The 18027-nt window shown below is 65.9% G+C and carries 18 protein-coding genes; 16 read left to right on the top strand and 2 right to left on the bottom strand.

From position 1 onward, the window contains the following. The first annotated feature begins 43 nt into the window (after window positions 1-43). The 13 genes from murC (at window position 44) to AB0P23_RS00610 (ending at window position 13878) form a co-directional block, all read left to right on the top strand. A complete protein-coding gene (gene murC / locus AB0P23_RS00670) occupies window positions 44-1546 on the top strand; it encodes a UDP-N-acetylmuramate--L-alanine ligase (protein WP_363796737.1) in 1503 nt (500 codons plus the stop codon). A gap of 122 nt (window positions 1547-1668) precedes the next feature. Next, a complete protein-coding gene (locus tag AB0P23_RS00665; RefSeq protein WP_230595323.1) occupies window positions 1669-2337 on the top strand; it encodes an FtsQ-type POTRA domain-containing protein in 669 nt (222 codons plus the stop codon). A 175-nt stretch (window positions 2338-2512) separates the two neighbouring features. Next, complete coding sequence (gene ftsZ, locus AB0P23_RS00660; protein ID WP_032374348.1) at window positions 2513-3787, top strand: cell division protein FtsZ; 1275 nt, start codon at window positions 2513-2515, stop codon at window positions 3785-3787. Then, complete coding sequence (gene pgeF, locus AB0P23_RS00655; RefSeq protein ID WP_045841251.1) at window positions 3784-4545, top strand: peptidoglycan editing factor PgeF; 762 nt, start codon at window positions 3784-3786, stop codon at window positions 4543-4545. The genes ftsZ and pgeF overlap by 4 nt, the downstream gene beginning before the upstream one ends. Beyond that, on the top strand, window positions 4542-5279 hold the full coding sequence (locus AB0P23_RS00650) for a YggS family pyridoxal phosphate-dependent enzyme (RefSeq protein ID WP_032374347.1): 738 nt from the start codon (window positions 4542-4544) through the stop codon (window positions 5277-5279). The genes pgeF and AB0P23_RS00650 overlap by 4 nt, the downstream gene beginning before the upstream one ends. An 81-nt stretch (window positions 5280-5360) precedes the next feature. After that, window positions 5361-6011, top strand: coding sequence for a cell division protein SepF (locus tag AB0P23_RS00645; RefSeq protein ID WP_027497339.1), 651 nt, complete (start codon window positions 5361-5363; stop codon window positions 6009-6011). A gap of 82 nt (window positions 6012-6093) precedes the next feature. Next, window positions 6094-6381 carry a YggT family protein gene (locus AB0P23_RS00640; protein ID WP_027497338.1) on the top strand — a complete coding sequence of 96 codons (288 nt, stop codon included), beginning with the start codon at window positions 6094-6096 and terminating at the stop codon, window positions 6379-6381. Window positions 6382-6541: 160 nt separating this feature from the next. After that, a complete protein-coding gene (locus AB0P23_RS00635) occupies window positions 6542-7396 on the top strand; it encodes a DivIVA domain-containing protein (protein WP_027497337.1) in 855 nt (284 codons plus the stop codon). A 77-nt stretch (window positions 7397-7473) separates the two neighbouring features. Beyond that, window positions 7474-7650: a hypothetical protein gene (locus tag AB0P23_RS00630; protein ID WP_027497336.1), complete on the top strand. Its 177-nt coding sequence runs from the start codon at window positions 7474-7476 to the stop codon at window positions 7648-7650. Between the two features lie 340 nt (window positions 7651-7990). After that, complete coding sequence (ileS, locus tag AB0P23_RS00625; RefSeq protein WP_363796571.1) at window positions 7991-11128, top strand: isoleucine--tRNA ligase; 3138 nt, start codon at window positions 7991-7993, stop codon at window positions 11126-11128. Window positions 11129-11138: 10 nt separating this feature from the next. Beyond that, window positions 11139-11831, top strand: a complete 693-nt coding sequence (locus AB0P23_RS00620; protein ID WP_363796569.1) for a peptide deformylase — start codon at window positions 11139-11141, stop codon at window positions 11829-11831. Window positions 11832-11833: 2 nt separating this feature from the next. Next, window positions 11834-13195, top strand: coding sequence for a DNA polymerase IV (locus AB0P23_RS00615; protein ID WP_052061424.1), 1362 nt, complete (start codon window positions 11834-11836; stop codon window positions 13193-13195). A 197-nt stretch (window positions 13196-13392) separates the two neighbouring features. Further along, complete coding sequence (locus tag AB0P23_RS00610) at window positions 13393-13878, top strand: hypothetical protein (RefSeq protein ID WP_174557287.1); 486 nt, start codon at window positions 13393-13395, stop codon at window positions 13876-13878. A gap of 94 nt (window positions 13879-13972) precedes the next feature. Here AB0P23_RS00610 and AB0P23_RS00605 read toward each other — a convergent pair whose 3' ends face one another. Beyond that, window positions 13973-14716: a hypothetical protein gene (locus AB0P23_RS00605; RefSeq protein WP_032399981.1), complete on the bottom strand. Its 744-nt coding sequence runs from the start codon at window positions 14714-14716 to the stop codon at window positions 13973-13975. Then, window positions 14713-15675: a hypothetical protein gene (locus tag AB0P23_RS00600; protein WP_230593425.1), complete on the bottom strand. Its 963-nt coding sequence runs from the start codon at window positions 15673-15675 to the stop codon at window positions 14713-14715. Before AB0P23_RS00600 ends, AB0P23_RS00605 begins: the two co-directional genes overlap by 4 nt. Before the next feature lie 92 nt (window positions 15676-15767). On the opposite strand from AB0P23_RS00600, the gene lspA reads away from it, so the two are divergent. Genes lspA through AB0P23_RS00585 form a run of 3 tightly spaced genes read left to right on the top strand, consistent with a single transcriptional unit; the run spans window position 15768 to window position 17982 of the window. Further along, window positions 15768-16400: a signal peptidase II gene (gene lspA / locus AB0P23_RS00595; RefSeq protein WP_032399982.1), complete on the top strand. Its 633-nt coding sequence runs from the start codon at window positions 15768-15770 to the stop codon at window positions 16398-16400. Beyond that, window positions 16397-17323 (top strand): RluA family pseudouridine synthase, encoded by a 927-nt coding sequence (locus AB0P23_RS00590; protein ID WP_027497328.1) that lies wholly within the window; start codon window positions 16397-16399, stop codon window positions 17321-17323. Before lspA ends, AB0P23_RS00590 begins: the two co-directional genes overlap by 4 nt. Further along, window positions 17323-17982 (top strand): hypothetical protein, encoded by a 660-nt coding sequence (locus AB0P23_RS00585; protein WP_032399983.1) that lies wholly within the window; start codon window positions 17323-17325, stop codon window positions 17980-17982. The genes AB0P23_RS00590 and AB0P23_RS00585 overlap by 1 nt, the downstream gene beginning before the upstream one ends. The last annotated feature ends 45 nt before the right edge of the window (window positions 17983-18027 follow it).

Below are 18027 nucleotides of genomic sequence, written 5' to 3'. Positions count from 1 at the left end.
ACAGAACGAGGGAGACGTCCGCGTGACAACTGAGGGTGCGGCGATGTCGGAGTTGCCGGCAGTGCTCGAACGGGTGCACATGGTGGGAATCGGCGGTGCCGGGATGTCCGGGATCGCACGCATTCTGCTGGCGCGCGGTGGTCAGGTGTCCGGATCGGATGCCAAGGAATCGCGCGGGGTGTTGGCGCTGCGAGCCCGCGGTGCGCTGGTGCGAATCGGGCACGATGCAAGCGCGCTGGACATGATCGACGGCGGCCCCACCGTGGTCGTGACGACCCACGCGGCCATACCCAAGACCAACCCCGAACTCGTCGAGGCTCGCGATCGCGGGATTCCGGTGGTGTTGCGGCCCGCCGTCCTCGCGTCGTTGATGGAGGGGTACCGCACCCTGCTGGTGTCGGGCACGCACGGCAAGACGTCGACCACATCGATGTTGGTCGTCGCACTGCAGCACTGTGGGTTCGACCCGTCGTTCGCCGTCGGCGGTGAGCTCAACGAGGCCGGCACCAACGCGCATCACGGCAGTGGCGACGTCTTCGTCGCCGAGGCGGACGAGAGTGACGGTTCGCTGTTGCAGTACTCCGCGAACGTGATCATCGTGACGAACATCGAGGCCGATCATCTCGATTTCTTCGGTACGACCGAGGCCTACGTGAAGGTGTTCGACGATTTCGCCGCGCTGCTGCACCCGGGCGGTGTGCTGGTGGCATGCATGGACGATCCGGGTTCGGCAGCTCTGGCCCGCCGCGTGGTCGAGAAGAATCTCCCCGGAGTGACGGTGCTCGGCTACGGGTCGTCCGACGTCGACGCCGGACCGGTCGAGATGGCCGTTCGCCTGTTGGCCTGGGAGCCCGAGGACATCGGCGGCGTCGCGCAGTTGCAGATCGCCGGTGAGGACTCTGCCCGCACGGTTCGGCTGGGAGTACCGGGACGGCACACCGCCCTCAACGCCCTGGCGGCGTTCGTGGCTGCCCGCCAGGTGGGCGCGGGGGTCGAGGAGTTGCTGGCCGGGCTGACCGGATTCGGGGGAGTGCACCGGCGGTTCCAGTTCACCGGACGCGAGCACGGAGTACGAGTGTTCGACGACTACGCCCATCACCCCACCGAGGTGCGGGCCGTGCTGACCGCTGCGCAGGCGTTGGTCGCGGGTCAAGCACTTCCGGGCGAGCGGGGGCGGGTCGTGGTGGTGTTCCAACCGCATCTGTACTCACGTACTGCGACGTTCGCCGAGGAATTCGGTACCGCACTGTCGTTGGCCGACGAGATCGTGGTGCTCGACGTCTACGGCGCTCGCGAGGAACCCCTGCCCGGTGTGACCGGGGCCTTGGTCGCAGCGTCGGTGACCAAACCGGTGAACTACCAACCGGATCTGTCGTTGGTCGCCAAGCAGGTGGCCAATCTCAGCCGTCCCGGCGACGTGGTGATCACGATGGGTGCGGGCGACGTGACCATGCTCGGCGGTCCCATTCTCGACGCCCTTCGTTCCAAAACCGATTTCGGTGCCACGACCGGCCGCGCGGTACCGAAGGATCGGCCGTCGACGTGACTCGTCGGTCCGATCGAGACCGCGCTTCCAGATCGGAACCCGTTGCCGGGCAGGGTGATTCGACGTCGTCGGTCACAGACAGGCAAGCTCGCGCGCAGGCCAGGGAAGAAGAGCGCGCTCGCGTGAAACGGTCACGCCGTCGCGCGGTGCTTGCCGTCGTGGCGGTTGTCGCAGTGATCGTCGGGTCGGCAGTACTGGTCTACTTCACGCCGCTGCTGTCGGTTCGGACGATCTCGGTCGTGGGAGCCTCGTCGGTGTCCGAACAGGAGATCCTCGACCGACTCGAGGTGCCGACCGGCCTGCCGCTGGTCCGTGTCGACGCCGCGGCCGCGGCCCAGCGTGTTGCGTCGATACCGGAGCTGGCATCGGTTCGGGTGCAACGGAAATACCCGTCCACCGTGCAGGTCACCGTCGAAGAACGTGTCCCGGTGGCGTTCGTCGATTCCCCCGACGGCGCTCACTTGCTCGATGCAACGGGCGTGGACTTCGCCGTCGCACCGCCTCCGCCCGGGGTGGTCCGACTGGTGACCGACAATCCTGTCTTCGGCGATCCGGTGACGAAAGATGCACTGACTGTGCTCGATTCGCTGCCGCCGCTGATCCGAGGTCAGGTCGGCGAAGTGCGCGCGAGCACGCTGTCCGACATCTCGATCCTCCTGTTGGACGGGCGGACCGTCGTGTGGGGGAACAAGGACAACTCCGAGCGCAAGGGGGCGGTGGCGATCGCGTTGCTGTCGCAACCGGGTCAGATTTTCGACGTGTCCAGTCCCGATCTTCCGACCACGAAATAGCAACGGGCCCGAAAGGCTCATATTTTCGGCGCGGCATCGGCGCGCCTAATGGCGATCGTGGCCGTCGGTGAATAGCGTTCCGATCAGTCGAGTACTTGACATAGCTCTAAGCCTGTGGTTTAGGTTGAGGGTTTTCCACATTTTTCGAGCAACAATCCACGGAAGGCGAGAGCCCATGACGCCCCCGCACAACTACCTCGCCGTAATCAAGGTCGTCGGCATCGGCGGCGGCGGCGTGAACGCGGTCAACCGGATGATCGAACAGGGACTCAAGGGAGTCGAGTTCATCGCCGTCAACACCGACGCTCAGGCCTTGCTGATGAGTGACGCCGACGTCAAGCTCGACGTCGGCCGTGAGCTGACTCGCGGACTCGGTGCCGGGGCCGACCCCGAGGTGGGTCGCCGCGCAGCGGACGACCACAAGGACGAGATCGAAGAGGTCCTCAAGGGTGCCGACATGGTCTTCGTCACCGCAGGTGAGGGCGGCGGAACCGGCACCGGTGGCGCTCCCGTCGTCGCCAACATCGCGCGCAAGCTCGGCGCGCTGACCGTCGGCGTCGTGACGCGTCCGTTCTCCTTCGAGGGCAAGCGCCGTGGTGGCCAGGCCGACACCGGTATCCAGCAGCTGCGTGAATCCTGCGACACGCTCATCGTCATTCCCAACGATCGTCTGCTTCAGCTCGGCGACGCGGCCGTCAGCCTCATGGATGCGTTCCGCAGTGCCGACGAGGTCTTGCTCAACGGTGTGCAGGGCATCACCGATCTGATCACCACCCCCGGGCTGATCAACGTCGACTTCGCCGACGTCAAGGGCGTCATGTCCGGCGCAGGCAGTGCGCTGATGGGCATCGGTTCCTCCCGCGGTGAAGGCCGCGCGATCAAGGCCGCGGAATCCGCGATCAACTCGCCGCTGCTGGAAGCGTCCATGGAAGGTGCCCGCGGAGTGCTGCTCTCCATCGCGGGTGGCTCGGATCTCGGCCTGTTCGAGATCAACGAGGCCGCCTCGCTGGTCCAGGAAGCTGCGCACATCGACGCCAACATCATCTTCGGAACCGTCATCGACGACTCTCTCGGCGACGAGGTTCGTGTCACCGTCATCGCCGCCGGGTTCGACGGAGGAACGCCCACGCGTCGTCCGGTCGAGGCAGCGGCATCCACCCGCGGCCCGATCGGATCGGCACGCTCGGGTGAGGTCTCCTCACGCTCCAACGACAGCACCGAAGGCGCTGTGTTCCGCGACCCGGTCGGCGCACCCAGCGGATCGAGCCTGCCCCCGCTGAACTCGTCCAGTTCGTCGAACCGCGAATCGTCCAGCCGCGAGTCCGCAGCCGGTCACGGCCGGGATTCCGGCGGTCAGGGCCGTGAGTCGGTCGGATCCGGACGCCGCGTTCCCGTCGCCGAGGACGACGGCGAAGACGAGGTCGACGTGCCGTCCTTCATGCGGCGGTGAGTGACTCCTTTCGGGTCAGGCGGGTGTCGACGACGCGAGCAGGCGGCGTGTCGGCCCCGCCGTTCGACACCTTCAATCTCGGTGACCACGTAGGCGACGACCCGGCTGCTGTCGAGGCCAACCGTCGGCGCCTCGGTGACCGGTTGGGTATGGGCATCGAACGTATGGTGTTCATGGAACAGGTCCACGGCCGCACCGTCACGGTGGTGGACGGGCCGGTGTCCGAGCCCGTTCCCATGACCGATGCGTTGGTGACGACGCAGCGCAATCTCGCGCTCGTGGTGTTGACCGCCGACTGTGTCCCGGTATTGCTGTCCGACGAAGAGGCGGGCGTGATCGCCGCGGTACACGCCGGCCGCGTCGGTGCCCGCATCGGCATCATTCCTCGGGTACTTGCGTCGATGGTCGAGCTGGGCGCGGTCCCGGAGAGGATCGGGGCCTTCCTCGGCCCGGCGGCCAGTGGGCGTCAGTACGAGGTACCCGCACACATGCGTGCCGACGTCGACAAGCACCTTCCCGGAAGCGCGACGACGACGGTTCGGAACACCCCCGGTCTCGATATTCCGGCAGGTGTGCGCGCGCAGCTGATCGCCGCAGGACTGCACGGAGTGGCTCAGGATCCCCGGTGCACCATCGAGGATCGCACCCTGTTCAGCCATCGCCGGGAAGGTTCGACCGGCCGTATCGCGAGCGTCGTGTGGATGGATTCCGCATCCGCAGACGAGGTTCCCGACTCCGGCCAGGAGAGGATGTCGTGAGCGAGTCCACCGACCGAGCTGCCGAGATCGCCGCCGCGTTGGCGTCGGTACGCGAACGACTGGCGCGAGCATGTGCGGACGCAGGTCGTGAAGACTCGACCGTGACTCTGCTGCCGGTGACGAAGTTCTTCCCCGCGTCCGACGTTCGGATCCTGTACGAGCTGGGCTGCCGTGAGTTCGGCGAGTCCAGAGAGCAGGATGCGTCGCCCAAGGTGGCCGAGACCGCCGAAGAGTTCCGCGGTGATCCGCCGCGGTGGCACATGATCGGGCATCTCCAGCGAAACAAGGCGAAGTCCATCGCTGCGTGGGCGCACTCCATTCACTCGGTGGACAGTGCTCGATTGGTCACCGCGCTGTCCAAGGCCACCGAGACAGCACTCGACGACGGCGCTCGGACGACGCCGCTCGACGTCCTCGTTCAGGTCAGTCTCGACGGCGATGTCCACCGCGGCGGCGTCGAACGCGGGGACCTGTACGAGTTGGCCGACGCGGTGTCGACCGCACCCGGCTTGCGTCTGGCCGGACTCATGGCCGTACCTCCGTTGGACGCCGATGCGGACGCTGCGTTCGGTGATCTCGAGGTGCTGCATCAGCGACTTCTGCGTGATCATCCCGATGCCCGCGAGTTGTCGGCCGGCATGACGGGGGACCTGGAAGCTGCTGTGCGACACGGATCGACGTGCGTGCGTGTCGGTACCGCAATACTCGGTGCGCGGCCGATAGCCTCCCAATAACAGTCCACGGATCACATCAGTCACAACAGACACTTGCGAACCTGGAGATGGACAGTAGACACGGCCACGGAAGGCAGAACGATGAGCACCCTGCACAAGTTCAAGGCGTACTTCGGCATGGTTCCGCTCGCGGACTACGAGGACGACTACCTCGACGATCCGGACACCCGCCGCAGTCCCCGTGGTGGCCGTGACGGTTACGACGACATCGACGATCGTGACTTCGTCAAGCCGTCGTTCGGTGGCTCGCGGCACGCGCAGGCCGACGACGACTACGACGATTACGAGGCTCCTCGCCCCGCTGCGACGCTCGCTCCGATCGGTGGACGCGCACGCGGCACAGCAGGACCGTCGACCCGAGGCGCTGCCACTCGTGGCGCGCTGGCGATGGACACCCGCATGGACGTGCGGGCCGAGACCCGACGCAGCCCGATCGTCGACGACGGCGGCCCACTCTCGAAGATCACCACCCTGCGCCCGAGGGACTACAGCGAGGCGCGCACCATCGGTGAGCGTTTCCGTGACGGCACTCCGGTCATCATGGATCTCGTCGAAATGAGCAACGCCGACGCCAAGCGACTCGTCGACTTCGCTGCCGGATTGGCCTTCGCGCTCCGTGGATCGTTCGACAAGGTGGCCACGAAGGTGTTCCTGCTTTCGCCGGCCGATGTCGATGTATCCCCGCAGGAGCGCAGGCGAATCGCGGAAACCGGCTTCTACAGCCAGCAGTGATCGTTTCTCCCCTTGGGGCGGCAAGTCGGAGCTGTGACCAGCGCACTTTGCTCAGCCCGGCGAAGTCAGGCAGAGTATAGCCGTGATCGTGTTCACGGTGATCAACATCGTATTGTTTCTTTTTTGGCTCCTTCTCATCGGTCGAATCATCGTCGAGTTCATCAGGACTTTCGCGAGAGATTGGCAACCGACCGGGCTGGTCGTCATCCTTCTGGAGGCGATCTTCACGGTCACCGACCCGCCCGTGAAGTTCCTGCGCAGGATAATTCCGCCGCTCAACCTCGGTGGTGTGCGACTGGACCTGTCGATCATGGTCTTGCTGTTCGTTGTGTTCATTCTGTGGAATGTGACCAGCAGCCTCGCGGCCTGAGGCCGAAGATGGAATGTTAGAACTCGGGACCCAGCGCAAGCTGCGTGTCCCGTGTGACAGAATGGACGCCAGTTACAGTTTGATTGTTCTGCACTCGCGCGGAATGGCATATAACTGAATGCTTGCTCTACCGCCCCAAGACGCGTGAAGGGATCCTTCCATGCCGCTGACTCCAGCTGATGTGCACAACGTTGCGTTCAGCAAGCCGCCCATCGGTAAGCGCGGTTACAACGAAGACGAGGTCGACGCATTTCTCGACCTCGTCGAGCAAGAGTTGTCCCGACTGATCGAAGAGAACGCCGACCTGCGCCAGCGCGTCGGTGAGCTCGACCAGGAGCTTGCGGACGCCAAGAACTCTGCGCGCCAGAGCCCACAGTCGGCTCCGGTCGCCGCACCGAAAGCCGAGCCGCAGCGGCCGGTCGATCCCCCCAAGCCGCCACCAGTGGTTCAGCAGCCCGCGCCGGTCGCTCCCGTGGCCGCAGCACCGCAGCAGAGCGGCGACTCCAACATGCAGGCCGCGAAGATTCTCGGTCTCGCGCAGGAGATGGCGGATCGCCTCACCGGCGATGCGAAGACCGAGTCCGAGCAGCTGCTCGGCAATGCGCGCACCAACGCCGAACGGCTGGTGTCGGATGCCCGCGCTCGCTCGGAGTCGATGATGTCCGAAGCACGGCAGAAGTCCGAGTCGCTGCTCACCGATGCACAGACTCGCTCCGAGACCCAGCTTCGCCAGGCCAAGGAGAAGGCCGACGCATTGCAGGCCGACGCCGAGCGCAAGCACACCGAGATCATGGCGACGATCAACCAGCAGCGGTCCGTGCTGGAAGGTCGCATCGAGCAGCTCAAGACGTTCGAGCGCGAATACCGGGTGCGCCTCAAGTCGTACCTCGAATCGCAGCTCGAAGAGCTCGAGAACCGTTCCTCGGCGCTGCCGGTGGACAACGGCCAGGACAACTTCAACCAGGACAACCAGACGTCCGGCTACAGCCAGTCGTACGCCAAGGGCAACAACTGACGCGATCGTTCTCCGACGCTGCCTCTCGGGGCAGCGTCGGGCTCGGTTGTAGCGTCGAGTGGTGAGCGAGGAATCCTGTGCTGATTCTGACTCTCGGCGCGGCGGCTGTCGGGTTCGGGTTCCTGGTGTTGGCCCTGATGACCGGATCGGTCGTCTGGGCCTGGGCCTGCATCGTGATCTGCATAGTCGGGGCGGTGCTGCTCCTGGTCGGGGCCCTGCTCGGGCGACGGCCACCGCCCGAGATCGACAGGTAGCATCTACGCGGTAGTGCATCAGGCAGCAGTACACCAGGCGGTAGTGCATCAGTTCGACGGTTGTCAGACGAAAGAACAATCAGGCATCGATCCGGCCATCACCGGGGAGCCTTCGGAAGAACGACAGTGACGATTCGGTCTGCAACGACCGAAATGGGCTGTTCAGTAGAACCGAACGGGTGAGCCCGTCACAGCTCGTGTGGAGAGGCTCGGTCCGACGGGTTCCATCGGTCCGAGCAAGCGGGGTGGTACCGCGGTACTCGGCGTCCCCATCGCCGAATGTCGTCCCCGTGCCAATCGATGTCGCGTCCTGTACGCGTCCGGCACGGAGGAGACAGATATGACAGATTCGAGCGCACGCCCCGAGAACGCGTCGTACCCGCTGGTGGATCTGGCCGAAGGTCGATCGGGAAGCGTTCCGTTTCCCGATCTCGAGCGCATCGTGCTGCACGAATGGGCCGAGGACGGCACGTTCCGCGCCAGCATCGACAACCGCGCCGATGCCGAGGAATTCGTTTTCTACGACGGACCCCCGTTCGCCAACGGCTTGCCGCACTACGGCCATCTGCTCACCGGGTACGTCAAGGATCTCGTGCCCCGGTTCCAGACCATGCGCGGCAAGAAGGTCGAGCGTCGTTTCGGGTGGGACTGTCACGGCCTTCCCGCCGAATTGGAAGCGGAGAAGCAACTCGGCATCAAGGACAAGTCCGAGATCGACGAGATGGGCCTGGCGAAGTTCAACGCCTACTGCAAGAAATCGGTGTTGCAGTACACCGACGAGTGGCGGGATTACGTCACTCGGCAGGCGCGGTGGGTCGACTTCGACAACGACTACAAGACCCTCGACGTCGAATTCATGGAGTCCGTCATGTGGGCGTTCAAGACGCTCCACGACAAGGGCCTGATCTACCAGGGCTACCGAGTGCTGCCGTACAGCTGGTACGAGCAGACGCCGCTGTCCAACCAGGAGACCCGGCTCGACGACGCCTACAAGATGCGTCAGGATCCCGCGGTCACCGTCACCATGCCCCTGACGGCACCGGGCACACCCCTGGACGGCGCGAACGCACTGATCTGGACCACCACTCCGTGGACTCTGCCGTCGAACCTCGCGATCGCGGTGCATCCGGAGGTGCACTACGTTCAGGTCCGCGGTGCCGACGGTGAGCGTTACGTGCTCGCCTCTGCCCGACTCGCGCACTATGCGAAGGAACTGGGGGAGGAGCCGGAGGTGCTCTCGGAGCACACCGGCGCGGAGTTGGTCGGCCTCGCCTACGCACCGCCCTACGACTTCTTCCTCGGCCACGAGAATGCGCATCGCGTTCTGGAGGCCGATTACGTCACCACCGACTCCGGCACCGGAATCGTTCATCTCGCACCGGCATTCGGTGAGGAGGACATGGACGTCGCCACCGCGAACGGGATCGAGGTCGTGCAACCGCTCGATGCGGGCGGCAAATTCACGTCGTTGGTGCCGCCCTACGAGGGCCTGATGGTGTTCGACGCCAATCCGGTGATCATCAAGGATCTCAAGGCCTCGGGCCGCTTGCTGCGGCACGAGACCATCGAGCACTCGTACCCGCACAGTTGGCGTAGTGGTCAGCCGCTGATCTACATGGCGGTTCCGTCGTGGTTCGTCGCGGTCACCAAGTTCCGCGATCGGATGGTCGAGCTCAACCAGGAGATCACCTGGGTGCCCGAGCACATCAAGGACGGTCAGTTCGGCAAGTGGCTCGAAGGTGCCCGCGACTGGAACATCAGCCGAAACCGGTACTGGGGCAGCCCGATCCCGGCCTGGACGTCCGACGACCCCGCCTACCCTCGTCTCGACGTGTACGGCAGCCTGGACGAACTAGAGCGTGACTTCGGAGTGCGTCCCACCGATCTGCATCGGCCGTACATCGACGACCTGACGCGTCCCAACCCGGACGACCCGACCGGCAAGTCGACCATGCGTCGCGTTCCCGAGGTGTTGGACTGCTGGTTCGAATCGGGCTCGATGCCGTATGCGCAGGTGCACTTCCCGTTCGAGAACGAGGAGTGGTTCCAGACGCACAACCCGGGCGACTTCATCGTCGAATACAACGGTCAGACGCGCGGCTGGTTCTACACCCTGCACGTGCTCGCGACTGCTTTGTTCGACCGGCCTGCCTTCAAAACCGTTGCTGCCCATGGCATCGTGCTCGGTGACGACGGTCTGAAGATGAGTAAGTCGAAGGGGAACTACCCGGACGTCAAGGAGGTCTTCGACCGCGACGGCTCGGATGCCATGCGGTGGTTCCTGATGTCGTCGCCGATCCTGCGCGGTGGCAACCTGATCGTCACCGAGCAGGGCATCCGCGAGGGAGTACGGCAGGCGCTGTTGCCGATCTGGAACGCGTGGAGCTTTCTGCAGCTCTACGCGTCGACGCCGGGGCAGTGGCGGACCGATTCTCCGCATGTGCTCGATCGATACGTGCTGGCCAAACTGTCCGCCACGCGGGATGCGATCACCGACGCGCTCGAAGGGAACGACATCGCCGGGGCGTGCGACGAACTGCGTACGTTCTGTGACGCACTGACCAATTGGTATGTGCGACGGTCACGTTCACGCTTCTGGGGCGAGGACGCCGACGCGATCGACACCCTGCACACGGTGCTCGAAGTGCTCACCCGCATCGCCGCTCCGTTGTTGCCGTTGATCAGTGAGGTGGTCTGGCGCGGGTTGACCGGTGGCCGATCGGTGCACCTGACGGATTGGCCGACGGCCGACGAGTTGCCGTCCGACCCGGAGCTGGTCGACAGCATGGACGAGGTTCGTACCGTGTGCTCCACGGTGCTCGGTCTGCGTAAGGCACAGAATCTGCGCGTGCGGCTGCCGCTGCCCGAGGTGACCGTCGCGGCCGCCGACGCCGAGCGGCTGCGTCCGTTCCTCGACATCATCGCCGACGAGGTCAACGTCAAGAAGGTGGATCTGACCGAAGACGTTGCCGTGCACGGCAAATTCGAGCTCGTCGTGAACGCACGCGCTGCCGGGCCGCGAATCGGCAAGGATGTCCAGAAGGTCATCAAGGCAGTCAAGGCCGGTGACTGGTCCGAGGACGAAGCCGATGTCGTGAGCGCCGCAGGCATCGCGTTGCTGCCCGAGGAGTACACCCGCAGACTCGTTGCCGCGGAGCCGGAATCGACGGCACCGCTGCCCGGGAACGCAGGACTCGTGGTGCTCGATTCGGCGGTCACCGAAGAGCTGGAGGCCGAGGGGTGGGCCAAGGACCGCATCCGTGAGCTGCAGGATGCGCGTCGTAGCCACGGACTCGATGTGTCCGACCGTATCGACATCGTCATCGAGGTACCCGAACATCGACGGGCGTGGCTGGACGCTCATCGGGATCTGATCGCGCGCGAGGTACTCGCGTTGTCGCTGGTCGACGGCTCGGTCGGCGACGACGGCAGCGATCTCGGTGAGGGAGTTCGGGCAGCGATCACGAAGTCGTCGTGACCGAGGGCATATGAGCGAGGGGCACCGGGTCGTCGTGACCGAGGAGGAGGTGGTCGATGCCGTCCACGAGCGTCTCTCCGAGGCTCGCGGCGGCGTCGTTCCCATCGTCGCCGCCGGCCATCCGGTGCTGCGTGCCCCGGCGCTGCGCTACACCGGCCAGCTCGAGCGTGATGTGTTGATGGAGTTGATCGAGGTGATGCGTGCGACGATGCACGATGCGCCCGGTGTCGGCCTTGCTGCACCGCAGATCGGAATTCCGTTGCAGATCGCGGTGATCGAGGATCTCTTCGATGTCGCGGAGGGCGTCGCCCGGGTCCGGGAGCGCACCCCGTTGTCGTTCCGAGCGTTGATCAATCCTCGGTACACCCCGGTAGGGCGACGCACGGCCTCGTTCTACGAGGGCTGCCTCAGTGTGCCGGGGTATCAGGCCGTCGTCACCCGCGCCGCGGAAGTCCGGCTTCTGTGCACCGACGAGACCGGCCGAGAGATCGACGAGGTGGTGCGTGGCTGGCCCGCACGGATCGTGGCCCACGAGAGCGATCACCTCGCCGGCACGCTGTACATCGATCGTGCGCACACACGGTCGCTGACCACGACGGAGCAGTACTCCGCACGGTGGTCCGATCCCGGACCGGAGCGGGCCGCACGTGTGCTCGGCTTCGGTGCCGACGCCCCGTCCGAGCCGCCCGACGGCCGTCGTTGACCATGCCCGACAGTGTCGATCGGACTCTGCGGAGCCGGCGTTGGGTGTTGCATCTGGACATGGACGCGTTCTTCGCGTCCGCCGAGCAGCTGACGCGGCCGACGCTGCGGGGTCGGCCGGTGTTGGTCGGCGGTGCAGGCGGCAGAGGCGTGGTGGCCGGGTGCAGCTATCAGGCCCGGGCGTTCGGGGCTCGTTCGGCGATGCCGATGCATCAGGCCCGTCGACTCGTCGGTGCGAGCGCAGTGGTCCTGCCGCCGCGCTTCCCGCTGTACTCGGAGCTGAGCAGACGTGCCTTCGAGGCGCTTCGGGTGCGCATGCCCGTGCTGGAACAGCTCTCGATCGACGAGGCCTTCGGCGAGCCGCTCGAGCTGGCGGGCGCGACGGTCGCCGAGGTCGAGCGCTTCTGTGCCGATCTGCGGGCGCTGGTACTGGCAGAGACCGGGCTCGTCGCCTCCATCGGTGCCGGGTCCGGGAAACAGATCGCCAAGATCGCGTCGGGTCTGGCCAAACCCGATGGAATCACGGTGGTAGCGCCCGGCATCCAGGCCGAGTTGATGGCCGATCTGCCGGTGCGCAAGTTGTGGGGGATCGGCCCTGTTGCCGGAGAACGGTTGCACCGCTTGGGGATCGACACCATCGGCAAGTTCGTGGCTACGCCCGAGTCGGAGGTGGCGTCGATTCTCGGCGCGACCATGGGCCCGAGCCTGCATCAGCTGGCGCGCGGCATCGACAACCGGGTGGTGGCCGAGCGGGCCGAGGCCAAGCAGGTCAGTGCCGAGACGACGTTCGCGAACGACCTGACGACTCTCGTTCAACTACGCCCGGCGATCGAGTCCATCGTCGAGTCGACTCATCGCCGGTTGCTGAAGGACGGCCGGGGGGCCCGCACGGTCGTGCTCAAGTTGCGTAAGTCCGACATGAGCATCATCACCAGATCGGCGACATTGCCCTACGCGACGGTGGACAAGCAGACGATCGTGGCCACTGCTCAGCGGTTGGCGGTCGATCCGGTGGATGTCGGACCGATCCGGCTCGTCGGTGTAGGGCTCGCCGGTCTGTCCGCGGTTCGGCAAGGATCGTTGTTCCCCGAACTCGAGTACGAGCCGGTTGCTCCGGTCCCGGACGAGCCGTTACCCGCGACGGAGGAGGCCGCGAATCTCGCCGTGGTCGAGGACGGTCCGCGGTGGCAACCGGGTATGGACGTTCGGCATGTTCGGTACGGTCACGGGTGGGTGCAGGGCGCGGGACACTCGGTGGTGACGGTCCGTTTCGAGACACGGACCACCGGTCCGGGAACGGCCCGCACCTTTGCAGAATCGGACACCGACCTGGTCGTGGCCGATGTTCTGGACAGCTTGGCGTGAGTTGTGGCGCGGCTGAGGAAACTCTGTGAGGTTTCACAGGTATGCCCTTCGCGTTGTGACTCGGGCGAGTCGAGCTGACATAGTGGACTCGGTCCGAGACGACCCCCATACAGACGACCGACGAGTCACAGAACGATCGATACGTGACTCAGAGTGAAAAGGACAAGCACTTGAAGCTTCGCAACACCCGACGGGCCATGGTTGCCGGTATCGCCATTGCCGGTGCACTGACGATGTCTGCCTGCAGCTCCGGTGGCGGCGACGAGCCGACTGCCACGACGACGACGGCTGCCACCACCACCGCCGCGCCACCCGCGGGCGGGGACTACCCGCCGGTGCCCACCGTCGAGCAGCTCAACACCGAGCTCAACCGCGGACTCGATCCCAACGTTCCGGTCGAGGAGAAGGCTGCTCTGATCCAGGGTGCGTCCGAGGATCCGGGTCTGATCAACCAGGTTGCCGCCGCTGCTGTGGCCAACAACGCACAGATCGAGATCACCAGCATCGACGATCTGGGCACCGGTGAGCTCAACGCCGGCATCACTATCACCCTCAACGGCCAGGCCAACCCCGGCACGTTCAAGTTCGTCCCCGAGGACGGTGTGTGGAAGCTCTCCAAGGAGAACGCCTGCGGCATCGTGTCTCTCGCGCAGCTGACCAGCCCGGCGTGCCCCGCACCCTGAGTCCTGCCGATCGTCTCTGACCAACCGCGAACTGCCGGTGACGCCTTCTTTCGAGTGGGCGTCACCGGCAGTTTGTTTTGCGTAGGGACGGCGGTCAGGCGCTGGGCACGGCCGATCGAATGCGATCCGCTGCCGACCCCGCGACGGCGGTGACGGTCTCCGGTTCGAGTCCGCTCTGGTCGGAGACGACGATCTGCACCACGGTCGAGTCGACCACCGCCACCACGACGTCGGAGACCAGCGTGAAGCCCTCGCTCGTGGTGGTCAGTCGAATCGATGCGGACGCGTCGCCGACGGTCGCTTGGTCACGCCCCGCCACCGAGTAGTCGACGCCGATACCGTCCGCGTCGGTTCCGGTGAACGTCGAGCACGCGGCCCACGCTCGCTGAATGTTCGCGAAAGCCTCGGCGGCTCCCGGCACGGGATAGCTCGCCGCGTCCTCGTCGATCGACGAGAAATTCGGACCGGAGAAGCGGACCACCGCGCTCGACGCGGCTCCGGCCTGCTGTTGCGATACCGGCGCGAGGACGGCGGCGCACTCGGCCGGGTCGGTGCTCGAGCGATCAGGCGAGTCGTACTCCGGCGCCGGATCCAATCCCAGATCTCGAACCGGATCGGGAATCGAGGAGAAGCCGTCCGGCAGGTCTGCGAGCCCCAGCATCGCGGCAGTCAGCGCCGCCGGGTCGGTGATGGGCGGACTGCGCAGCGGGTCGGGAGCCGCGACGGTGGTGACGGCAGGCGCGGCCGTTTCGGCAGGCTCGTCCGTGCTGCATCCGGCGGCAGCAGCGATCCCGAGAATCGACAACGTCGCCAGTACCCGGGTGGCAGCGCGCGTCATCGGGCGGTCCAGGTGATCGAATCGCCGACGGTTTGCCGGAGCACCGTGGTGCTGTCGGGGTCGGTGTACATCTGCTCGCCGCCTGCGGTGATCGAACCTCCGACCGGAAGTGGTCGGGAGAGATCGACATCGAGTGTTCCCGCGCCCGTGAAGGTGTAGGACGCGATGTTGAGCGTGCCCGCATTGTCGGGCAGATTCCACACCGACGATTCGGGCGTCTGGGTGATGGCCACGTCGAGGGTCGCGCGGTCGCCGTCGAGTGCACGCAAGGTGACCGTGGTGCGCTGGTTCAGTGTGATGCCGCTGAGCACTTGCTGATCGACGGTCCAGACCGCGCCGACCCCCACTTCCTCGTCGGGAAAGTCGATGGATCGGTACACCGCCGCGTTCAAGGAGCGTTCGATCGCGGCGCGGGCGGTATCGAGGGCATCGTCGGCCGGCGTGATGTGTAGGGCGGTGATCGCTCCGGAATCGGTCCTGGCCAATCGCGCAGTCGATCCCTCGGATGCGGAGAGTGCGTCGGTCAGTCCCGCGTCCGGTGACGTCGCGGCTCCGATGGTCAGCTCGACGGAGGTGGTGGCCCCGCTCGACGCGTCCTCGTCCGGGACGGTGTCGGACGCCGAGGCAGTCAGTGGCACGGTCAGTTCCGGACTGGAGAAGTCTTGCGGCGCAGCAGCATTGATCTGTTGTTGCACGGTCGAGGTGGTGGTGAGGTCGACGCTCTGGTTCTGCGCGTCCGTGTCGGAGCTGTCGAAGGTGAGCGCGCGCCGTGGCTCGCTACCGGGATCGACGACGGTGGTGGTTGTGGGCGTCACCGCGATCGTGACCTCGTTCGAAGACGGGGTCTGTTCGGGTGCGGGATCCGAATCACCGCTCGAGCATCCGGCCAGTAGAGCCACTGCGCAGGAGGCGGCCACGAAGCCGGAGCGGACGGTGCGGGTGCGATCGGTCGACTTCACGGGCACCAGGCTACTGATGACACCGGGTGCGCAGACCGCTACCACGCGGCTCGGATGCGGACCGACGGTTGTCGATGCGCCATGATGGACGGGTGAGTGACGACCGACCCGACGATCCGACCACCGAGACCAGTGCAACCCCCGACCTCCACGAGGCTGCAGACGAGCAGGTGTCCGGTGCCGACAGTGCTGCGGTTCGGCCCGCCGCACCTCTGCGTACCCGACTCCTGGTGGCGATCGCGGCAGTGATTCTGCTGTTCGACCTGATCACGAAGATCGTGGTGGTGCACTACGTGAAGCCTGGAAACCCGATCGAGATCATCGGCGACGTCGTGACACTGCGGCTGGTGCGCAATCCCGGAGCGGCGTTCTCCATGGCCACCGGAATGACGTGGTTGTTGACGCTGGTCGCCGTGGCCGTGGTGATCGGGGTCGTGAAGATCGGTCGAACGCTGCGTTCGCCGTGGTGGGCGCTGGGTCTGGGGCTGGTTCTCGGCGGCGCTCTGGGGAACCTGATCGACCGGTTCTTCCGCGCACCGGGCCCGTTCCAGGGTCACGTGGTCGATTTCGTATCGGTGGGATGGTGGCCGGTGTTCAATGTCGCCGATTCGTCCATCGTGTGCGGGGCCATCCTGCTCGTCGCGCTCAGCCTGTTCGGTTTCGAGCCCAACGGCGAACGGGTGACGAAGTCCACGTCCGATGCCCCGCAGAAGGCCGACTCGTGAGGGAATCGCGTTCCATGCCGGTGCCCGACGGTTTGGACGGCATGCGCGTCGACGCCGGCCTGGCGCGACTTCTCGGGCTCTCGCGCACGGTCGCCGCAGCCTTGGCCGAAGAGGGCTCGGTGCTGGTCGATCACAGTGCCGTCGGGAAGTCCGATCGCCTCTCGGGTGGGTCGTGGCTCGAAGTGACTCTGCCCGAACCTGCACGTGAGCTGACGATCGAGGCCGAGCCGGTGGAAGGGATGGAGATTCTCTACGCCGACGACGACGTCGTGGCCGTGGACAAGCCCGTGGGCGTCGCCGCGCACGCCAGTGTGGGCTGGACCGGGCCGACCGTCATCGGCGGCCTCGCGGCCGCCGGTTTCCGAATCTCCACGTCCGGCGCGCACGAGCGTCAGGGCATCGTGCACCGACTCGATGTGGGAACGTCCGGGGTGATGGTGGTCGCGACGTCCGAACGGGCATACACCGTGCTCAAGCGGGCGTTCAAGGCTCGTACGATCGACAAGCGTTATCACGCCCTGGTGCAGGGACATCCGGATCCGAGCAGTGGAACCATCGATGCTCCGATCGGACGGCACGGCAGCAACGACTGGAAGTTCGCCGTCCGCGCGGACGGCAAGCCCAGCGTCACCCACTACGACACGGTCGAGGCCTTTCAGGCCGCGAGCCTGCTGGACGTCCACCTGGAAACCGGTCGCACGCACCAGATCCGCGTGCACTTCTCGGCGCTGCGGCACCCGTGTTGCGGCGACCTGACCTACGGGGCCGACCCGCGGTTGGCCGAACGGTTGGGCCTGGAACGTCAGTGGCTGCACGCGCGTTCGCTCGGCTTCGCGCACCCGTCCGACGGCCGCTGGGTCGAGATCGAGAGCAAGTACCCGGCAGACCTCGAACACGCTCTCGAGGTGCTCCGGAAGGCGTGATGCGCGGAGTCTCGGGTGTGGTCGGTGTCGTCGTCACGATCGCTCTGGTGGTCGGTGGCCTGGCCGTCGTCGGCCATCTGAACCCGCAACGGCAGCTGCGCGTGGGCACCGACCGGCTCGGCCCGGAGAGCGGCGAGCAGGTGACCGACTACCTGGCTCGCGCCGAGGCGAGTCTGCTCGGCAACGATGCCGAACCTCGCTGGGGATCGGTGTCGTTCGATCGCGAACTCACCGCCGAACAGGCCTACGCCGCCGCGAACGGCGTGCGCATCTCGATGGTGCTCTTTCGAGTACCGCTCGATCGCGTGCAAACTCCGATCCTCACGGTCGGTGTTCCCGGCAGTGAACGGTCGATACTGAATGCGACCGCGCGCGCTGCCGGCCAGATCCAGGAATCGTTCGGCGTGGAGGACCGGCAGGCTCAGATAGACGCTGTGTCGCAGCGCCGGTTGCTGAGCGGATGCGCATGCGTGGTGACGGTGGTCGTGCGGGGCACCGCGGCCGAGTTGAGCGAGGTGGCAGGCCGCGACGGGGTGCGGGCGGTGGAGGCACTTCCGCCCGACGCGGTGTCCGGGAAGTTCGCCGTCGAGCCGTTGCTTCCGGAGCACATCGACGTCGTCGGGCCGCTGCCGGACGACGGGCCGGTTCCCGCCGAATGAGGCAACTTCAGTCTCGTTCGTCACACCCGTCACGTCCTCCCAGGA

The sequence above is a fragment of the Rhodococcus sp. NPDC077669 genome (assembly GCF_040686915.1).
Taxonomy (GTDB): Bacteria; Actinomycetota; Actinomycetes; order Mycobacteriales; family Mycobacteriaceae; genus Rhodococcoides; species Rhodococcoides fascians.
The sequence above is the reverse complement of the archived record's forward strand: the minus strand, read 5'-3'. Positions and strand labels throughout refer to the sequence as shown.